The 18785-nt window shown below is 42.5% G+C and carries 18 protein-coding genes; 8 read left to right on the forward strand and 10 right to left on the reverse strand.

The window, feature by feature from the left end; genetic code table 11:
• The first annotated feature begins 157 nt into the window (after positions 1-157).
• The 6 genes from KV40_RS09070 to KV40_RS09090 all read left to right on the forward strand — a co-directional run bounded on the left by KV40_RS09070 (position 158) and on the right by KV40_RS09090 (position 3910).
• Positions 158-343, forward strand: a complete 186-nt coding sequence (locus KV40_RS09070) for a hypothetical protein (RefSeq protein ID WP_036480119.1) — start codon at positions 158-160, stop codon at positions 341-343.
• On the forward strand, positions 343-1398 hold the full coding sequence (locus tag KV40_RS09075; protein WP_216595590.1) for a DUF3326 domain-containing protein: 1056 nt from the start codon (positions 343-345) through the stop codon (positions 1396-1398). The genes KV40_RS09070 and KV40_RS09075 overlap by 1 nt, the downstream gene beginning before the upstream one ends.
• A gap of 8 nt (positions 1399-1406) precedes the next feature.
• Positions 1407-2003, forward strand: coding sequence for a CPBP family intramembrane glutamic endopeptidase (locus tag KV40_RS09080; RefSeq protein WP_036480789.1), 597 nt, complete (start codon positions 1407-1409; stop codon positions 2001-2003).
• A gap of 203 nt (positions 2004-2206) precedes the next feature.
• A complete protein-coding gene (locus tag KV40_RS09085; protein WP_052055491.1) occupies positions 2207-3274 on the forward strand; it encodes a hypothetical protein in 1068 nt (355 codons plus the stop codon).
• A 185-nt stretch (positions 3275-3459) separates the two neighbouring features.
• Positions 3460-3591, forward strand: a complete 132-nt coding sequence (locus KV40_RS36950; RefSeq protein WP_256381113.1) for a hypothetical protein — start codon at positions 3460-3462, stop codon at positions 3589-3591.
• A gap of 52 nt (positions 3592-3643) precedes the next feature.
• Complete coding sequence (locus tag KV40_RS09090) at positions 3644-3910, forward strand: hypothetical protein (protein WP_052055492.1); 267 nt, start codon at positions 3644-3646, stop codon at positions 3908-3910.
• Between the two features lie 8 nt (positions 3911-3918).
• Here KV40_RS09090 and glnT read toward each other — a convergent pair whose 3' ends face one another.
• From glnT to KV40_RS09140, 10 genes are all read right to left on the reverse strand, one after another.
• The gene (gene glnT / locus KV40_RS09095) at positions 3919-5244 is read right to left on the reverse strand and encodes a type III glutamate--ammonia ligase (RefSeq protein ID WP_036480123.1); all 1326 of its coding nucleotides are present in this window, start codon (positions 5242-5244) and stop codon (positions 3919-3921) included.
• A gap of 192 nt (positions 5245-5436) precedes the next feature.
• Positions 5437-6744 (reverse strand): FMN-binding glutamate synthase family protein, encoded by a 1308-nt coding sequence (locus KV40_RS09100; RefSeq protein ID WP_036480125.1) that lies wholly within the window; start codon positions 6742-6744, stop codon positions 5437-5439.
• Positions 6745-6824: 80 nt separating this feature from the next.
• The gene (locus KV40_RS09105) at positions 6825-7541 is read right to left on the reverse strand and encodes a hypothetical protein (protein WP_052055493.1); all 717 of its coding nucleotides are present in this window, start codon (positions 7539-7541) and stop codon (positions 6825-6827) included.
• Positions 7542-7651: 110 nt separating this feature from the next.
• Positions 7652-8605, reverse strand: a complete 954-nt coding sequence (locus KV40_RS09110) for a hypothetical protein (RefSeq protein ID WP_036480127.1) — start codon at positions 8603-8605, stop codon at positions 7652-7654.
• A 184-nt stretch (positions 8606-8789) separates the two neighbouring features.
• Positions 8790-9335 (reverse strand): hemerythrin HHE cation-binding protein, encoded by a 546-nt coding sequence (locus tag KV40_RS09115; RefSeq protein ID WP_253274203.1) that lies wholly within the window; start codon positions 9333-9335, stop codon positions 8790-8792.
• Between the two features lie 173 nt (positions 9336-9508).
• On the reverse strand, positions 9509-10123 hold the full coding sequence (locus KV40_RS09120) for an NTP transferase domain-containing protein (RefSeq protein ID WP_036480131.1): 615 nt from the start codon (positions 10121-10123) through the stop codon (positions 9509-9511).
• Positions 10107-11162 (reverse strand): XdhC family protein, encoded by a 1056-nt coding sequence (locus KV40_RS09125; RefSeq protein WP_052055494.1) that lies wholly within the window; start codon positions 11160-11162, stop codon positions 10107-10109. The genes KV40_RS09120 and KV40_RS09125 overlap by 17 nt, the downstream gene beginning before the upstream one ends.
• A gap of 57 nt (positions 11163-11219) precedes the next feature.
• Positions 11220-13946: a molybdopterin-dependent oxidoreductase gene (locus tag KV40_RS09130; protein WP_036480133.1), complete on the reverse strand. Its 2727-nt coding sequence runs from the start codon at positions 13944-13946 to the stop codon at positions 11220-11222.
• 172 nt (positions 13947-14118) lie between these two features.
• On the reverse strand, positions 14119-14943 hold the full coding sequence (locus tag KV40_RS09135) for a xanthine dehydrogenase family protein subunit M (protein WP_036480135.1): 825 nt from the start codon (positions 14941-14943) through the stop codon (positions 14119-14121).
• Between the two features lie 245 nt (positions 14944-15188).
• Positions 15189-16199: a DMT family transporter gene (locus tag KV40_RS09140; protein WP_036480137.1), complete on the reverse strand. Its 1011-nt coding sequence runs from the start codon at positions 16197-16199 to the stop codon at positions 15189-15191.
• 276 nt (positions 16200-16475) lie between these two features.
• On the opposite strand from KV40_RS09140, the gene KV40_RS09145 reads away from it, so the two are divergent.
• Entirely contained in the window at positions 16476-17030 is a 555-nt protein-coding gene (locus tag KV40_RS09145) for an SH3 domain-containing protein (protein ID WP_036480140.1), read from the forward strand.
• Between the two features lie 297 nt (positions 17031-17327).
• Positions 17328-18659 (forward strand): guanine deaminase, encoded by a 1332-nt coding sequence (guaD, locus tag KV40_RS09150; protein ID WP_036480142.1) that lies wholly within the window; start codon positions 17328-17330, stop codon positions 18657-18659.
• Positions 18660-18785 lie beyond the last annotated feature (126 nt).

Below are 18785 nucleotides of genomic sequence, written 5' to 3' on the forward strand. Positions count from 1 at the left end.
ATCTAGACGTAACGAAACTCTAAAAGTATCCCTGTAATTCAAACAATACAGAAAATTAACAAATAATAAAAAAATATTAACTATTACTTTTTATTCTACAATCAACAGCCTATAGACTAGAAAATATTTACTAGTGCCTTTTAATAGCAAAATACCAATGACTACTCACTTTATTACTGCTGAAATCGATTTAAAAGAATCACAACCTTTACAACAGGAAATTGAAGCTCAATTATCTCAACATGGCAATCCTTTGCGTTGGGCAGTTACCAAAGTAGACAAAGAAAATGAAAAAGTTACGGTAGAGGCGATTGTCACTCAAAGTGACAAAGCAGCAAAATAATTGTGAAGCCTTTTACAGTAGTTTTAATTGTTCCCACGGGAGTAGGAGCGGCAATTGGCGGTTATGCTGGCGATGCTTTGCCAGTAGCCCGCGCCATAGCACAAATAAGCGATCGCCTGATTACCCATCCCAATGTACTTAACGGCGCACAGCTATATTATCCCCAGGGTAATACTCTGTACGTAGAAGGCTATGGACTCGATCGCTTTGCCGCAGGTGACTGGGGGTTACTTCCAGTAAGGCAAAATAAGGTAGGGTTGCTGTTGGATTGCGGTATCGAACCAGAACTACGCCTGCGACACCTGCAAGCTGCCGATGCAGCTAGAGCGACTTTGGGCTTGAGCCTGAGCGATTATGTTGTTACCGACGCTCCTTTAAAAGTAGAATTGCGTACTGCTAGTAGCGGTGCTAGCTGGGGTACTATTGGCAATCCCGATAGTCTATTGAGAGCCGCCGATAAACTAATTACTCAGGCAGGGGCAGAAGCGATCGCTGTCGTGGCTCGATTCCCCGATGATGAAGATAGCCCCGAACTACAAAACTATCGTTATGGAAGAGGAGTAGACTGTTTGGCAGGGGCAGAAGCGGTTATTTCTCATTTAATCGTGCGTGAGTTTCAAATTCCTGCCGCTCACGCTCCCGCTTTAATGCCTTTACCAGTCGATCCTCAAGTTTCGCCCCGTGCTGCCGCTGAAGAACTAGGCTATACCTTTTTACCCTGTGTCTTAGTGGGTTTGAGTCGTGCGCCTCAGTTTACAGACAATCGTACTTTTAATTCCCAAACAATTTGGTCTGATATAGTAGATGCACTAATAATACCTCATACAGCCTGTGGTGGTAGTGCTACCTTGAGCTTTAGTAATTCTCCAACTACCAAAATTATTAGCGTTAGTGACAACTTTACCCAAATGCAAACCCCTCCCGAACCTTTAGGTGTTAAAACCATTAGAGTAAAATCTTATTTGGAGGCATTGGGAGTTTTGGTTTCAATGCGAGCGGGTGTCGATTTTCGAGTTTTCGCGCCCTCTATATCCTCTCTTCGTTGCTTATCATAAAAAAATCCGTGGCAAATTCAAACAGTCCCGAAATAGAACCCCTTAGCCGAACTCAAATTTTAGTTGTCATGGGAGTGACAGCAATTATTTTGCTGACAATCGTTAAAGTATGGCAGAAATTTAGCTCGGTTCGACTACTGCCAGTAGAGTTTAACTCTCAAGCTCTGTTATGGGGTTTAGGCACGGCAGCAAGTATTATTATCAGTAGCAGCATAATCTATCGTATTTGGCCTGCCTATCGTCGGAGTGCTGAAGCTTACCTGAAGTTAATCATCAAACCATTGATTTGGGGAGATTTAATCTGGTTGGGATTATTACCTGGTTTAAGCGAAGAATTATTGTTTCGCGGTATGATGCTTCCTGCTTTCGGCTTTAATTGGACGGCACTAATAGTTTCAAGCCTGTTATTTGGCGTTCTGCACCTTAGTGGTGCCAGTCAGTGGTCTTATGTAGTCTGGGCGACTGTAGTTGGTTTTGTTTTGGGCTACTGTACTCTGATTACAGGAAATCTTTTGGTGCCAATAATAGCTCACGTAATTACTAATTTTCTTTCTAGCTGTTTATGGAAAGTTAATTACGGCAAGCAGGCAATGGAAGGGGAATAGTAAGTAGCGAGTAGCGAGTAGCAAGTAGCGAGTAAAAAGTTTCTACTCTTGGCTCTTGGCTCTTGCCTGTTCCCCGTTCCTCGTTCCCCGTTCCCCGTTCCCTAAAGCCTAAATATACTTTTTACTTTTTACTGTTTTTTTGCTCGCGATCGCTGTAGAGCATAGGATAATTAATAGCTGATAATTAATAAATAAATTGATAAATGCCTGAAAGTGTTGGTGTGAATGGTTTGAACGGCAACTCCATACCTAAAGAAGAAATAGTTGCTGCTCTAGAGACTCCTATAGATTTTGATTTCGATCTACCAGATCCCGAAGATGAAGCGATACGGGAATCTGATTTTCAACAGCAGCTAGATACATTTTGGCGCATCTGCGAACGCTTCGATTTGCAAACCGATATTTGGCGGGGGCGGATCTTAAGAGCGGTAAGAGATCGGGAAAAAAAAGGTGGTGAAGGCAGGGGTGCTGGCTTTATCAACTGGTTAAAAAATCGTGAAATTACCAAGTCCCAGGCGTATGCTCTGATACAGTTAGCCAATAGTGCCGATACGTTGCTGGCTGAAGGGCAGCTAGACCCTAATAGTATCAACAACTTTAGCAAACGGGCTTTTGTGGAAACTGCCAAAGCCGAACCAGAAATTCAAAAGTTAGTCAGCGAAGCGGCTCAACAGGGCGATCGCATTACCCGTCGTGAAGTAAAACAGCTTGCCGATGAATGGACGGCAATGAGTTCGGAATTATTACCCGATGAAGTAAAAGAAAAAGCAACCGAAGGTTCTTTACCCGCTCGCCATCTCGCACCGTTAGTTAGAGAGATGGAAAAACTGCCAGATTCCCATTTAGCCGAAATCAGAAAAGAGATTGCCGCCAGTCCCGACATCGATACGGTTAAGCTAATGACTAGCGAAGCCAAAAATCTGGCAAAATATCTCGATGCTTGCGCTCAGGTACAAACTATTAGAGACTCCGCGATCGATTTGGAAATGGCATTAGAAGAAGCTTTAAGATTAGACTGCATTAATACTGCCGCCGATTTAGTCAAGCAGGCTACTAACTTGGAGCAGACTGTAGGCAAACTCTATACTACTTGGAAACGTTTGGGTAATGTTGCCGATCGCCTGTATGTAGAAACTGGTGCATCCAACCCTCACCTAAGATCTTTGTTAACCTGTTTGGAAACTCTAACCAACGACACTATCGAAGTTTATTTAGATGAATCGGGCGATCGCCTGGTGCGATTAAGAGTAATTAGCGAAGGGGAAGCATAAGATAGTAAGGGCAAGACAGTGAAGAGGGATTGCCAGTTACTATGTCCTTTACGGAGTGTCCTTACAGCGAACCAGACCATACTGGGCTTAGCCTACTCTTACGAGCAGGCAACCCAATTTCGCTTCTCTCCTAAAAGTACGCCCCCATTGCCTGGGGAAGAGTTTGAGTATCTCACTGAAGTGAAGTGACTGTTTATGGGAACGCTGAGGATGATGAAATCGATATCGAGTTACTAGCGGATTTCGATGGCAACGGCGATCTCGTCTTTGCTGTTGCAGGGGAAGATTTTATCAATTTAGCTGGGGGTAACAACTGAATATTGGTGTTCTAGCGATCGCACCTTAGTCGATTTTCCTTTACTGCTAGATGTGTCTCATGTAAATATTTGGCATGGTGGAAATAGTCAAGCGACACGAGAAACTTGCCTGAATCTAATTAATTCGGGTTCGGTAGGAGCAATACATTTGAGTCACAACAAAGGTAAAGCAGACACGCACGATCTCATCCCTGAAGAAATTTGGTTTAATGAATATCTCGCAGAATGGAATCAGAATTATTATCTTACCTATGAAAGTTTGCCTATCGAATATAGAGTTTATGAAAGGTTAGATAAATATCGCGGGCAACTAAAATAATTTCCACGTTAGCTATCGATATACTGTTTAAATTCCCAAGGCGTAACTTCACTAGAATAAGAATTCCATTCATTATGGCGGAAGTCGAGATAGGTTTTGGCTCCCATTTCTCCTAAAACAGTCATCAACAGATCGTCTGCTTCCAAACACTGCAAAGCTTCATATAGGGTGTTTGGTATAGTTTCTAAGTCGGTAAACTCCAAACCGCGTGCAAACATATTTTCATCTAAGCGTTCCCCTGGAGAAGTATGATTTTTCATGCCTACCAAACCTGCGGCTAAAATGCCTGCCTGTGCGAGATACATCGTAGCGGCACCATCTACCAAGCGACACTCAAAACGACCAGCTTCGGGAATGCGAATCATGTGGCTGCGATTATTACCCCCGTAGGAGATGTAGCGGGGACTCCAGGTACTACCAGAAGTAGTCGTAGTCGCACCGAGACGGCGATAGGAATTAATAGTGGGGTTGCAAAGTGCCGTCAAACCCCGTCCGTGTTTGAGGACTCCGCCTAAAAACTCATAGCCTTGCTGAGATAAGCCCATTTCGTCGTTAGCATCGGCAAATACATTATTGTCGCCCTGCCAGAGACTGAGGTGTAGGTGTGCGCCGTTGCCTGTCAGGTTAGAAAATGGTTTGGGCATAAAAGTAGCCGTCAGTCCTCGCTGTTCTGCCAGGGTTTTAACCATATACTTAAAAAAGACGTGGCGATCGCCCGTAGTTAGAGCATCGCTGTATTTCCAGTTGATTTCAAACTGTCCGTTACCGTCTTCGTGGTCGCATTGATAGGGTTCCCAGCCCAACTGTTCGAGGTATTCAATAATCGTAGAGAGAAAATCGAACTGACGCATCAGGTTCATTTGGTCATAGCAGGGACGAACGGCAGTATCTTTACTATCGGCAATTTGCAAGCCATTATCAGTGTCTTTGAGTAAGAAAAATTCCGCTTCAACGCCTGTCTTTAGTTCGTAACCGAGCTTATGGCATTTGTCTAGAACCTGCTTGAAAATAATTCTCGGCGAAGCAGGAAACGGTTCTCCGTCGAGGTAAACATCGCTAGCCACCCAGGCAACATTGGGCTGCCAGGGTAAAACGATTAAAGAGCTGGGATCGGGAATGGCTGCTACTTCTCCTGCATCGGGTCCTAGTCCCAAATTTGAGGCAAAGGGAGCAAAAAAAGCACCAGATTCTTCGACGGAGGCAATTTTAGCCGCAGGAACTAACTTAGCCCGCGTTCCCCCTAAAAGATCGGTGTAGGATACTAAGAAAAATTTTAGTTCTAATTCTTCTGCAAGTTGAACTAAAGTTTTACTAGCAGTTAAAGTTGCAATCACGATCTTACTCCTTGTTATATAAATAGCTTTAAGCTATTAGCTCTAAGCTGTTAGCTTTATTTGTAGTTTGTCTAGATGTCTCGAATTAGAATAAGTTTAAATATTTTGAGCGATCGGCTAATAGCTTTCTAAAAACCATATCCGATCGCGCCTAATAGAAACCGCACTATTGGTTACAGTTAGGGATAAAATTTATCTCATTACAAAATCTGTTCCTGCCAGGGGTAACTTAGTCATTGCCGAGGCTTCTAAGGTTAATGCCACCAAATCTTCTCGCTCTAAGTTGTGAATGTCGGATTTGCCACAAGCTCTCGCGAGGCTTTGAACCTCCATCATCATCGATTGTAGGTAGTTAGCTACCCAAATCCTTCCCTGTTCTACTGGCAATCTCTGCATCAATTCTTCATCCTGTGTAGTAATGCCTACAGGACACATTCCCGTATGGCAGTGGTGGCAGTGATAGGGTTCCGTACCTAGCTTGTGATAATCCTCGATATAAACTGGTTTGTTACAGCCCATCGCAATTAGGGTAGCAGTTCCCAAACTTACCGCATCCGCGCCTAATGCCAAGGCTTTAGCCACATCGGGACCCGAACGAATCCCGCCAGAAATAACTAACTGCACCTCGCCATAAACATCGAGTTCTTTGAGTGCCTCTACTGCCTGTGCTAAAGCTGGTAGGGTAGGAATCCCCGTATGTTCTTGAAAAATACTTTGAGTAGCTGCCGTTCCCCCTTCCATACCGTCAAGGACTACTACATCTGCCCCTGCTTTAACCGCTAATTTGACATCGTCCTTAACGCGGGTAGCACCCATCTTGACATAGATAGGAATTTGCCAGTCCGTTGCTTCCCGCAACTCCTCGATTTTGATTCTCAGATCGTCAGCACCTACCCAGTCAGGATGGCGACAGGGCGATCGCTGATCGACTCCTTCGGGTAAAGTTCGCATTCCAGCTACCACTTTACTTACCTTTTGACCGAGTAGTAAACCACCGCCCCCAGGTTTAGCACCCTGTCCTACGACAATTTCGATCGCGTCGGCTTTTTTTAAGTCCTTAACATTAAAGCCATAGCGAGAAGGCAAACATTGATAGACCAGTTTAGACGAAGCTTCTCTCTCTGCTGGCAGCATACCCCCGTCACCCGTAGTTGTAGAAGTTCCTACCAAAGTCGCTGCCTGTCCCAAAGCTACTTTAGCGTTACGCGACAGTGCGCCAAAACTCATCCCCGCAATAGTTATGGGAATTTCCAATTCCATCGGGCGTTTGGCATAGCGAGTTCCTAACACTGTTTTGGTCTGGCATTTCTCTCGATAACCTTCTAAGGGAAAGCGCGTTAGAGAAGCCGTCAAAAAAACCAGATCGTCAAAGCGCGGAACATTACGAAAAGCACCATAGCCCCGAATCAAGTAGCGTCCGAGTTCGGCTCTTTCCTGAATCGCTTTAATGGTTTGAGGATTATAGGTACTGCTAGTCTCTAAAGTTTGTTTATCTATCATTATTAATGTTTTTTAAATTGCTTATAAAGCAGGAAATATTAAAAAAACTTTTGCCTTTTGACTTTTAACTTTTGCCTTTTTTAATACGCATCCTTAAATTTGAACCAATCTTCTGATTTAAAATGATGCAATTCTTTAGCGGAAACTATTTTTTTAAAGCTATAGGTGCGAGGATCGATTTTTAGATTATTCAATTCCGTCTTTAAAAACTGCCAGTCTTCCGCCGTCATCGGTTCGAGCTTGGCATCGGCTCCCAAAGAGGTAATATTTCCCCCAACATAAATCGCTCCCTCATAAATCGAGTCGGCTAAATTTCCCGCCGCATCGCCACAGATAATTATGCGTCCCTCCTGCATCATAAATGCCGAACCATAACCCACGTTACCAGTAACAATTAAAGTCCCACCCTTAAGAGAAATCCCCGCTCTCGCTCCTGCATTACCCAGAATGCAAACTCTGCCTCCATGAGCAGACGCGGCAGCATTAGCCGAAGCATTACCGCGAACGATAATCTGACCGTCCATTAAGTTTTCTCCCAACGACCAGCCGCAGTTACCTGATATTTTCAGGTTTATACCACTACTCAAACCGCCGCAGTAATAACCTACCGAGCCGTCAATCTCAATAGCGATCGCCTCTGTCATCCCTACTGCTAAATTATGCTTGCCAGCAGGATTGACTAATTTCACCCTGTCAATTCCTTCCGCAACCATAGCTTTTAGTTGCTGATTGATTTCTCTGGTACTTAATTTCTCGCAGTCAATGACCGTATCCTGTAAAACTGTTGGTTGTTGCATAATTGTTTCGAGCGATCGCAAATTGTGTTATCTAAATTGACGTTAATGAACCGACAGGGAAAGCTTTATAAGTAGCAAGTAGCAAATAATAATTTATTACCTATTACCTATTACCTATTAATAAAAACCTTCGCCTGAGAGGGAAAATCAGCCGAATTAGCCGCTACCGACCAAATATTAATTTCTCCCGCATCGGGTTCGCGAATTGACCCGTTAGGATCGAGACTTGGTATATTGAGTAAAGCTCGATGTTCTGAGGCGATCGCCACCATAGTATCCGATTCATAGATTGCGGCGGGTTTGGCAGCATACTTGTCTCTGACCAAACCGACTTTATCTGGCGTTGCTACTAAGAAAGTATAGGTACCGTCAAAGTCTTTTAAAACACTCGCTAACGAATCTTCTAATGTCTTACCCTGAAGTAACTGGTAACGCAGATAATTAGCGATCGCTTCCGAATCGTTATCTGTCTCAAACAAAATTCCTTTGCGTTCTAACTCAAAGCGCAGTTTGTAGTAATTAGCAATTTGCCCATTGTGAACGATACACATATCTGGTGCAGCACTAAAAGGATGTGCCCGTAGATTATCTACCATTGATTCGGTTGCCATCCGTGTATGAGCGAGTCCGTGACTACCTGTAAATTCTGTCAGATTGTACTTGGCGAATAAACTAGCAGCATCGCTTACTTCTTTATAAATTTCTAGTTGTTGTCCGCTGCTTTGCAGGTGTACTTGAGGTAAATGTTTTACTAGTTGGCTTTTTAAATCTTCAATGGTGCAGTTGTTTCGTAGCTCTAATTCGACCCGAAAACCTGCATGAATCTTTTCTAACTCGTTGATTTTTGCCCATCTATCGAGCAATTCTGATAGTTCTTTCCAAACTACACTTTCTATGCGTAAGATTAGTTTGATTTTAGGAGGCTCGACTCTTTTGCCGTATACGCCTACTCCACAAGAATCAGTTCCTCTACTCTCTAGTGGCGCGATCGCACTAAGTAAATCTTTGCCCAAACGATAATATTGTTGAGGATCGCGATAGATAATTCCAGCAATGCCGCACACGAGTTAGTCCTCCAAATAAATCTTCACTTGTCATAACAAGTGCTGCTATCGTTTAGGTTATGAGGAAGACAAAAGAAAATCAGTCGCGATCGCTACATTTTAGGTCATCTAATAAAAAACGATCGCCTGATTAAAAAGTGGCGATCGCTCTATAAGTTTTAAATTAATACCAAATTATGAGAGTTTAGCTAGTCGCGCTGCCTACCGCACCTTTAAGAGCAGCAATACCTTGTTCGACACTGCCCCAAATGCCCATATCTGGTTCTTTACCAGCCATTTCTCTTGTTCCGACAAAGTAAAGAATGCCTTTAAGAATTTCTTGATGAGCGCGATTTTCAAAATTTACTTTATTCAAAGGCTCTACTGCATCTTGGAGTTTATCGTCTAATGATTGAGCAACTTTATGAATTACCAAGCCAGTCATAGTCTGTTGATGCTTTAGTAACTCTAGCTGAAAAAATTTATCATACAGGCTTAATTCGGAGCCATCCATCATTTGTCCGACCTTTTCGGCGTGTTTTTGAGTGATGTCACGAGGTTCTGCGGTACTACCGAGTTTAGAAATGGCTTCTTCGATAGAATTAAGATTTTCGCGATCGCTAGACATCATTTTTTCTAGCCGTTCGCGGATTTTACTATCATCTGTCGCTGCTACTAGTTTTTGAGCATTTTCAATTAAAACGTTTTGAAACAGCTTGAGATCTGCAAGCTTTGTTTCTAGAGTGGTCATGTCAGCCATTGTTGTCTCCAAATTGGGATTTCTATAAACTATTTCTTTTAAGATTCCATGATATTTACTGAATCCCCTCGTTCCTAAGAGAGATTCAGCTACAAAATTCTTAACAATTATATCGATCGATACATTGTTGCGATCGCTGATAGAGCAAACTTAAATTAAAGCTTTTAGCTTTTAGCTACTTGATATTTAGATAATTCTAATTGGTAGCGATCGCGAGTATTAAGGTCCGATATAACTTCTGAGGTGCTAAATTCTACTTTAGCGATCGCATTATAAAACTTGTTGACAACCCGACGTAAGCCTAAACTAGCTTCAGTAATGTTTTTTAGTTCTGGTAGTAAGCGATCGCTAAATAATAAAGGATGTCCTAATTTCCCTCGATGACAAGGGGCTACAATTAAAGCTTGTTTTTGTCGATAGGTTTGCAGTAAAGACTGATAGATACAAAGCGATCGCGGCTGATCGACGGCGGAAATAATAACGCTAGAGAAGTGTTGAGGAAGAAGTTGTAAGCCAGTTAAAATCGAGCTAGTTTTACCGTTCTGACTACACTCATTAATTACAACTCGGCTACCATCGGGACAATCTACTTGACGTTGGGCATTATGCGAACCAAGCACGATAATTGGGGTAATGCCAGTCTGTAAAAACTGTTCTGCCTGGTAGCGTAGCAAGGTTCTATTATCGTGCCAGGGAAGTGAAGTTTTACAAATACCCATGCGGGTAGAAAAACCAGCCGCCAAAATTAGCGCGAAATCTCGATTAGGGCAGTGGCGCATAAGCTAATTCTTCCAGATGAATCCGCGATCGCGCTGATAAGTTTTGTAACCTTTGGGAAAGAGATTTACCCGTACCGCCACGACGCACTTTAATTAATTCGCCGCAAATACTTACGGCAATTTCTTCGGGTGTAAGGGCACCGATATCCAAGCCGATAGGTGCATAAATATCTTGTAATCTCTCTAAAGGTATTCCCTGCTGCTGTAAGACTTGATAGAGGGTACGAATACGTTTTTGACTGCCGATCGCGCCGATATACTGGTAAACTACAGGACGTTGTAAAAGAGTCTGCATCGCTTCGAGATCCTGGGGATAGCCTCGGGTTACTAAAGCAACATAAAGCTGAGATTGGGCAAGAGTATCTAAAGCAGTGTTAATAGACTGAAACAAATGCAGTGCTTGAGGAAATCTTTGCGAAGTAACAAATTCAGCGCGATCGTCCTGTACGGCAATTTGAAATCCTGCTAAACTAGCAACTTTCGCCAAAGCTACACCTACATGACCACCGCCAACTATTAGTAAAGTAGGTGAGGGTTGGATAGTTTCAATAAACTGAAGATGGGGTAAACTTTCTAATTCACTAAAAAAATCTCGTTCCCGTGAAAAGTCTAAGTCTCCAATTAAATAAGGTCGGGTGTATTTAGTAAATGGAGTAATTAACTTAACAGTCTGTCCCAATCTAAATGACTCCAAAATTTGCTCGACAAGGGCAATTTCCCATTCCGACCATTTTTCTAGCCATATTTTTACTTTACCGCCGCATATACCCCGCACATCTTCTCCTGACGTACCAGTAAGATCGATTTCGATAAGCTGCTTTTCTCCTGTCTCTAGTACCTTCAAAGATCGTTCTATTACTTCTCCTTCACCCGCACCACCGCCAATTGTACCAATAATGTTACCATCACCGCATACTGCCATTTTTGCTCCAACTTCTCTCGGTGCAGAACCAATAACTTTAACGATAGTTGCCATTACTACCGATTCTCTTTGAAGAACATTTATAAGTTGTTGATAGAAACTTTGGTTATTGGTCATTAGTCTTAAATTGTTAGTGTTAATTTGATATTAAAAGCCAAAACTTATCAAAACCTTCTACTTGCTATTTGCCACTTTTTCTATTGCTTGCCATACTCGTTCGGGAATCATCGGTAATTGAGTTAGGCGTACTCCTGTAGCGTTAGCGACGGCGTTGGCGATCGCAGGTGCAGTGCAGTTGGTGCCAATTTCGCCAATACCCTTAGCACCAAAAGGACCGTAAGGATCGGCTTTTTCGATTAAGAATACATCCATTGGTGGGGCATCGGTAGCCGCAGGAATGCGATAGGTACGCAGGCAGGGATTAAGTATCTTGCCTCGTTCGTCAAAGCGCAGTTCTTCATTTAGGGCATATCCCAAGCCCATAACTATACCCCCCGTTGCCTGTCCGTGACACATACGCGGATTAATTGCTTTACCGATATCGATCGCCTCGGCGCAGCGCAAGACGGTGATTCTGCCCGTCTCTGTATCTACTTCAACTTCTACACCCATAAAGGCAAAAGTTAGAGAAGCGCGATCGCTAGTGTGTTCTAATTCTACAGCAATTAGTTCTCCTCGTTCTGCTAATTGCTGGAGAGATATATTTGCTGAGGAATTAAATACTTTATCTTCGTCTAACTCTAATTTATCTGGCTTGACTTCCATAATCTTGGCAGCGGTTTTAAGAAGTTGCGATCGCAATTTTTGAGCGGCTAAATTTACGGCTTGTCCCGAAATAAAAGCGGTAGCGGAGGCGTAAGAACCAGCATCGAATGGCGTATTGTGAGTATCGGCAGCAACTAAACTTATGTTTTCTACTGTAGTTGCCAAAACCTCTGCCGCTATCTGACGCAAGGTAGTATCCGAACCCGTACCTACATCTACAGAACCCGTTCGCAGTTCGTATTTTCCGTTAGGTAACAGGGAAATTTTGACGCTGGCTAAATGAATTTTAGCTAAACCACTGGCTTGCATAGTGGCGGCAAAGCCTACACCGCGCTTTAGATGTTTTTTTGTTTCCAGTTTCTTTCCTGACCGATCGTCTAACGCCTGAGTAACTTTAGCTATACACTCATCGAGAGCGTAACTACCGATAATATGAAAATGTTCTTCTCTGCCAATTAAAATTTCATCTTCGGCAGTAATTATATTTTTCTGGCGCAGCTTTATTGGGTCGAGATTTAATTTACTGGCAACTTCATCAAGTTGAGACTCCATTGCAAAGGTGCCTTGAGTCGCACCATAACCGCGAAACGCACCTGCGGGCATGGTATTGGTATAAACTACAGTTCCTTTATAAAATTGGTTAGCACAGCGATATAAGCCCAGGGGAAAACAACCTGTCAGAAAAGTTACCGTTTCGCCATGATTGCCATAAGCTCCCGTATTAGAAATTGCTCTCATTTCCTGAGCGACAATTGTACCGTCTTTTTTTACCCCAGTCTTAAGACAGATCTGCATTGCATGACGGCTATTGGTAGCGGTAAATTCTTCTTCTCTGGTAAATCGCCACTGGACTGGTTTACCCGTTTTTACAGTTGCTAAAACACACAAGTCTTCGGTTAGTATTTCCTGTTTGTTACCAAAGCCACCACCCAATTGTGGTTTATAAACCCTTAGCTTTTCTTTGGGAATGTCAAATAGTTCCGATAATAATCTCTGACAGTGAAATGGTACTTGTGTACTGGAACGAACTACTAAAGTTCCATCTTCGTCGAACCAGGTAATACTAACGTGGGGTTCTAAATGTACGTGCTGGACGGCTGGTAAGGTGTAGGTGTTTTCAACAATTAAATCGGCTTCGGCAAAACCTGCTTCTGTATTGCCTTTTTCTAATACTATCTCAGCAGCAATATTATGTGCCGCATCGTGAATCTGGCTCGATTCTGGTTCGTCGTGAAGGACAATATCTCCCCGCATCGCTTCAATAGGATCGATCGTGTAAGGCAAAATCTCATAATCGACTTTGATTAAATCGCAAGCTAGAGCGGCTATAGCTTCAGTTTCGGCAACTACAGCCGCCACGCGATCGCCGATAAACCTGACTTTATTATCCAATAAATAATGGTCGAAAGGATCGGGAACTGGTGCGCCGTGTCCTGCGGTACTGTATGCCCTGCGAGTAACATCTTTATGAGTAAAAACTGCTGCGACTCCCTGCATAGACTCCGCTTTAGTCGTATCGATACTGCGGATACGTGCATGGGGATGGGGCGATCGCACTACTTTAAGATGTAATAATCCTGGGGGCGACCAGTCGGCGGTGTATACTGGTTTTCCCGTAACTAAATCGGGTCCATCTTGTTTGGGAACGTCTTTTCCTACCTGTCCTTCTTTGGCGGTTATCGGTTTTACAGTGCTGTTTTTACCGCATTCGAGAACGCTCTCGATAATTGCCTGATAGCCAGTGCAGCGACAGAGGTTGCCTTCTAATTCTGCTCGTAATTCTGCTTCCGAACCACACTCTAGCTTACTGGCGGTCATAATCATCCCAGGAGTACAGTAACCACACTGAAAACCCTGCTTATCTAAAAAAGCTTGCTGCATTGGCGATAAGCTGCCATTTTCCAATCCTTCAATAGTGGTTATCTGATGGCTATCTGCCCTCATCGCAGGATAAATACAGCTATGAATGGGTTTATCGTCCAGCCACACCGTACAGCTACCGCAGTCACCCGACTCGCAAACCTGATGTACCCCTGCATATCCCAAATTACGAAGCATACTTAATAAGCTGGTTCCTGGGTTGCATTTCGCTTTGTGGTTTTTGTTGTTGACTTGGAAATTAAGGGATTGTGGCATTATTTTTCGGATGGTCTATGTAAGGGCGCGATATTACTTTGTTTCTACAAATTAAGTTGCTAATTGACAACTAAGAACACTATCTATAAATAAATGGCTGTTAAATTTCTCCCTATCTCCTTGTCCTCCCGTCTCTCGGTCAACCTCAACCTATTGTTTCAAAATTAATTTTTTAATAGCGACGATCGCCTTTCATTCCCGTAGTTAATTCGGTAATACCGCGCTGCATTAGTACTCCCGTAACATGACGACGATAGGCAGTACTACCGCGTTCGTCTTCTAGATATTCGACACTGGGTGGCATTTGTTCGTGTAGTGATATACTACCAAGCTCCCCTGTAACTAACTGTGGCGATCGCACGCTCCCTGCAATGCCAAATCTTACCTGCTGGGTTTGAGTGTGATAGGCTGTTACCACAATGGCGATCGCATATCCAGCAGTACAAACCGCCATACGTTTAAAGCTAGTTTGCCATTGCAAATTCTGTGCGGGAATTTTAATGCGTCGCAATACTTCTCCTGGCTGCAAGATAGTCTGCTGCGGTGCGGTTTGAAAATCTACTGCATCGACAAAGTATGGTTCGCCATTGGGTCGCCAAATTTCATAGCTGGCATCCAAAGCCACCATCACGGGAGCAAAGGTACTGGCACTTAAAGCCAAACAAATATTTCCGCCGACCGTTGCCGCATGGGACAGCTTAAACGAAGCCAATTCTCTCACTGCATCTTTAAGTGCTTCTGTAGCAGTCCAAGATTCGGGAAAAGAAAAATCCAGTAGATCGTTTTGGATGCAGGTTGCACCTATAGTCAAACCTTCTGGCGTAATTTCTATTTCCGTCCAGTCAAACTTTTCCATATCTACCAGGGTTTTTACCTGGGGTTGAGCTTGGTTAAAGATCCAGGTTCCGCCAGCCAACCAATTCCAGTCAGATTGCCAAGCCTTTACTTCTTGTAAAGATTTTGGCTGTAGATAGGTTTCAACGCCATACAAATCCATAAACCTAGCAACTCATAATTTATTCAACTCTCTATCGTGAGATAGAATTAGCTCGCACACTGTATACAATGTTTCAAAATATCGTTCTTTATTATTTATTCCACTTTCAAAATTAATTTAAAGAACGGATATTAATTAGTATTGCTTACTCATCTAAATAGCAAGCGACTTTTGTTTTTAACTGCTTCGCGGTAGTTTAAAGCTTATGGCTTATAGCTCAAAGCTCTTTTTTAATCTCCTGAAAACTAGTTTGGGTTAGCAATGCTATCTGACTTATCAGCATAGGAAAATAGTTTTTCGCTAATTTTTTCTCTTTGAATTACCATCACTACACCTAATAAGGTCAAAACCACTCCTATCCACTGAATAAAAGTAAGTGACTCCAATAAAAATAGGTAACTAAATAGCATGGCAAAAACAGGTGTCAAAAAAATTAAAGAGCTAATACTCGTAAGACTACCTACGGAAGCTAAATAGAAAAAGAGTCCGTAAGTTAATGCGGTACCAAATAATGTTGCGTAACCCAAAGCCGTCCAACCCACACTATCTAAATTATTCCATTGATTAGTCTCTGTCCAAGCAGACAAGACAAATAAAGGAATTCCTCCCAAGAGCATGTGCCAACCCGTAGCTACAACGACATCTGCATGTTGGCGCACATAGCGAATCATAATCGTCCCAAAAGACATAGAGAGAGCCGCTAAAAGCATCAAAAATTCTCCACTCTGAATTAGGCTTTGCCAGCTAATAGCAGTCAACTGATTTTGTAAAAAGCTAAAATTTCCCGTCGCCAGGCTCGTAATCCACTGACTGGGTAAACCACAACAGCTAATACCAATCGCTCCCAAACTCAAACCCAACCACCCCCATAAACCAATAAACTCTCCGAACAGCAATCTTGCTAAAATAGCGACTACTAAAGGTTGAGCATCGATCAGCACCGCACCGATACCCGCTCCCGTACTTACCAAGCCTTCTGTCAGGAAACCTTGAAACATCGCTCCATCAATAAGGGAGAATAGCAATATCCATAGCCAAGCTTTCCAGGTTTTAGGTTGAGGTAGTTTCCACCAGGCAGCCAATAGTAAAACAATGATTCCCGCAGGAACTAGCCGAAAACCAGCCATGAATAAAGGTGTAGTGTCACTGATAATCGCCTTCATTGCTACCATTGCCGTGCCTAGAAAAAAGAAGGGTGCAATTAAGACTATGGGGGATTGTGCGAAATTTTTTGGCGAATTGTTCTCTATAGTCATTGCCTACTGGTTGAGTAAGTGTATCCTTCGATAATGTATATATTTTTGGTATAAAAGCTGTATTTATGATGACAAAAGATTATTGGCGACTCTGTAAAGTATACTGTATACAGCAAGCAGAAAATAAAAAAAAATCGATCGAAACTTACTGCTATTTGTAAAACTTTTAGCAAACTGAGAAAGAACTATCTCGATCGCTTTAGAGAAATTTTTAGTTTCTAGAGTTTAATTTACGTCGAAAGTTATTAATTTTGGAGCATAAATAAGGTAAAAGTAATGAAAATAACAAAAGTATTGAATTTGAAGCAAGTCTGCATCGGTCTTTTAGCTGGTGTTGCTGCGATCGCAGTTGGTTTGGGTAATTTTTCTTCGGCTTTAGCTGCCGATGCCTACAATTATCAAAATAATCAAGAATTAAATCAATCGGCTACTCTAACTGCTTCCAATAGCGATCGCCCAATTAATTTTTATCCCCAACCAGATTTACGCAAGCCACCTTTAGGCAAAGCACAAACGGGCGATCGCGTCACTGTCTTGCAACAGATAAGCGGGAATCGGGGCAAACAATGGGATTATGTCAAATTTGAGAACGAAAAACAGTCAGAGGGTTGGATACAACAAGATTTTATTGCCATTCAAACTCAACAGACTTCCCAACAAGAGCAAAAACCCGATCGACAAAGCCAAAGTCAATCGGCTACTGCATATTCTCAACAAGAAGATTATCCAGATTCTCAGCAGTCAAACAAATATCAAACCAATCAAAAGCAAGCTTATTCCCAAGAAAAACAGGAACATCAAAAATCTCAAAGCTATGGGCGAAATCAATAAAATTTAGGAACATATCTCATACTGCAATGCAGAAGTCAAAAGTTAAAAGCGGCGAGACCCCGCTGAGGTTTCCTCAGCAAGGGAACGCTCGCCAAGAAGTCAAAAGACAAAAGCTTTACCGAGCAAGGCTAAGATTTTTAAAAGGTTGCTTTACTTACGCCCTAGTCTACTAGTTAATTTTTAGGGTCTTCAAGGGGTCGAAAATTACTAAGTTGTCAATCTCAATTAAGCTTATAGCTAATGGCTTAAGGCTAAAAGCTTTTTTTTAAAAAATTAGCAGTTTATTGTTTTTTTATCATGTCATCATCTACTAAAGTTATTCGTAGTTCCTTTTTAGACTTTGTTGAAGATCCTTTTTATCAATCCGAATCTGATAGCATTCGCTATGTACTAGACGGGTTATTGGTAGTAGAAGATGGCAAAATACAAGCTTTGGGAAGTTATGAAAGCTTAAAAGAACGCTATAGTGATGCTGAAATTATTAGCTATCCAGATAAATTAATTACTCCAGGCTTAATCGATCTCCACGTTCACTATCCTCAAACTGAGATGATTGGTGCCTATGGAGAACAACTGTTGCAATGGCTGGATAAATATACGTTTCCAGTCGAAGCAAAATTTAAAGATGCCGAATATGCTCGCACCATTGCCGTTTTTTTTCTCGACGAACTACTACGCAATGGAACGACAACAGCCGTAGTTTTAACTACTATCTTTCCAGAATCGGTGGAAGCTTTATTTACTGAGGCGCAAAGTCGCAAAATGCGAATTATCGCAGGACAAATGATGATGACGCGCAATGCACCCGATTTTTTACTCAATGATGCTTCAACTGCCTACGGACAGATACGGGAACAAATTCAGCAGTGGCACGGGTTAGATCGATTACTTTATGCTATTACTCCTCGCTTTGCTATTACCTCTACTCCAGAGGAGTTATCTCTAGCAGGTAAGCTAAAAGCTGAATATCCCAATGTCTACGTGCATACTCACCTGGCAGAAAATGTCAGTGAAGTGGAGTTTACTGCCGAACTTTTTCCCGAAAGTAAAGACTATTTGAATGTATACGAACAATTCGGCTTGGTTAGCGATCGCACTATTTTTGCCCACTGCATTCAATTAGATGACTCGGCTTTTACCAGACTATCTGAATCGGGTGCGGCGATCGCTTTCTGTCCGACTTCCAATCTATTTTTAGGAAGTGGTTTGTTTAAACTCGACAAGTCAAAATCAACAACAACACCAGTCAAGGTAGGATTGGCTACGGATGTCGGTGCGGGAACTAGCTTGTCGCAACTGCGAACTATGTGTGATGCTTACAAGGTGATGCAGTTGCAAAATAAGAGTTTGTCGGTATTTCAGGCTTTTTACTTAGCAACACTGGGGGCAGCTAAAGCTCTTTCTTTGGAAGATAAAATTGGCAGTTTTGAGGTTGAGAAAGAAGCCGATTTTGTAGTTTGGGATTTACAAGCCACACCTATAATGAAACTACGTAACCCCGACGGTAAAGCGCAAAATCTGGCAGAATTAGCTGAAAAAGCATTTGCCACGATGATTTTAGGGGACGATCGAGCAGTTGCAGCTACTTACGTTGCGGGGGAGCTATTAGCCAATCACAGCAGTTATTGATTGGGTAGACCAAATTAAATTGTTTTAAGTAATAGGTAATAAGCTGTTCCCTGTTCGCTATTTCCTATTCCCCAGATCGAAACTAGCTAATTTTGTACTCATCGCGCCTCACGTACTGTAAGTTCG

This window comes from Myxosarcina sp. GI1 (assembly GCF_000756305.1).
Classification (GTDB): Bacteria; Cyanobacteriota; Cyanobacteriia; order Cyanobacteriales; family Xenococcaceae; genus Myxosarcina.

Bases quoted from the DNA above. Each gene is read 5' to 3' on its own strand.
- KV40_RS09070 (WP_036480119.1), top strand. From the start codon at position 158: ATGACTACTCACTTTATTACTGCTGAAATCGATTTAAAAGAATCACAA.
- KV40_RS09085 (WP_052055491.1), top strand. From the start codon at position 2,207: ATGCCTGAAAGTGTTGGTGTGAATGGTTTGAACGGCAACTCCATACCT.
- KV40_RS09100 (WP_036480125.1), bottom strand. From the start codon at position 6,744: ATGATAGATAAACAAACTTTAGAGACTAGCAGTACCTATAATCCTCAA.
- KV40_RS09105 (WP_052055493.1), bottom strand. From the start codon at position 7,541: ATGCAACAACCAACAGTTTTACAGGATACGGTCATTGACTGCGAGAAA.
- KV40_RS09115 (WP_253274203.1), bottom strand. From the start codon at position 9,335: ATGACCACTCTAGAAACAAAGCTTGCAGATCTCAAGCTGTTTCAAAAC.
- KV40_RS09120 (WP_036480131.1), bottom strand. From the start codon at position 10,123: ATGCGCCACTGCCCTAATCGAGATTTCGCGCTAATTTTGGCGGCTGGT.
- KV40_RS09125 (WP_052055494.1), bottom strand. From the start codon at position 11,162: ATGACCAATAACCAAAGTTTCTATCAACAACTTATAAATGTTCTTCAA.
- KV40_RS09130 (WP_036480133.1), bottom strand. From the start codon at position 13,946: ATGCCACAATCCCTTAATTTCCAAGTCAACAACAAAAACCACAAAGCG.
- KV40_RS09135 (WP_036480135.1), bottom strand. From the start codon at position 14,943: ATGGATTTGTATGGCGTTGAAACCTATCTACAGCCAAAATCTTTACAA.
- KV40_RS09140 (WP_036480137.1), bottom strand. From the start codon at position 16,199: ATGACTATAGAGAACAATTCGCCAAAAAATTTCGCACAATCCCCCATA.
- KV40_RS09145 (WP_036480140.1), top strand. From the start codon at position 16,476: ATGAAAATAACAAAAGTATTGAATTTGAAGCAAGTCTGCATCGGTCTT.
- guaD (WP_036480142.1), top strand. From the start codon at position 17,328: ATGTCATCATCTACTAAAGTTATTCGTAGTTCCTTTTTAGACTTTGTT.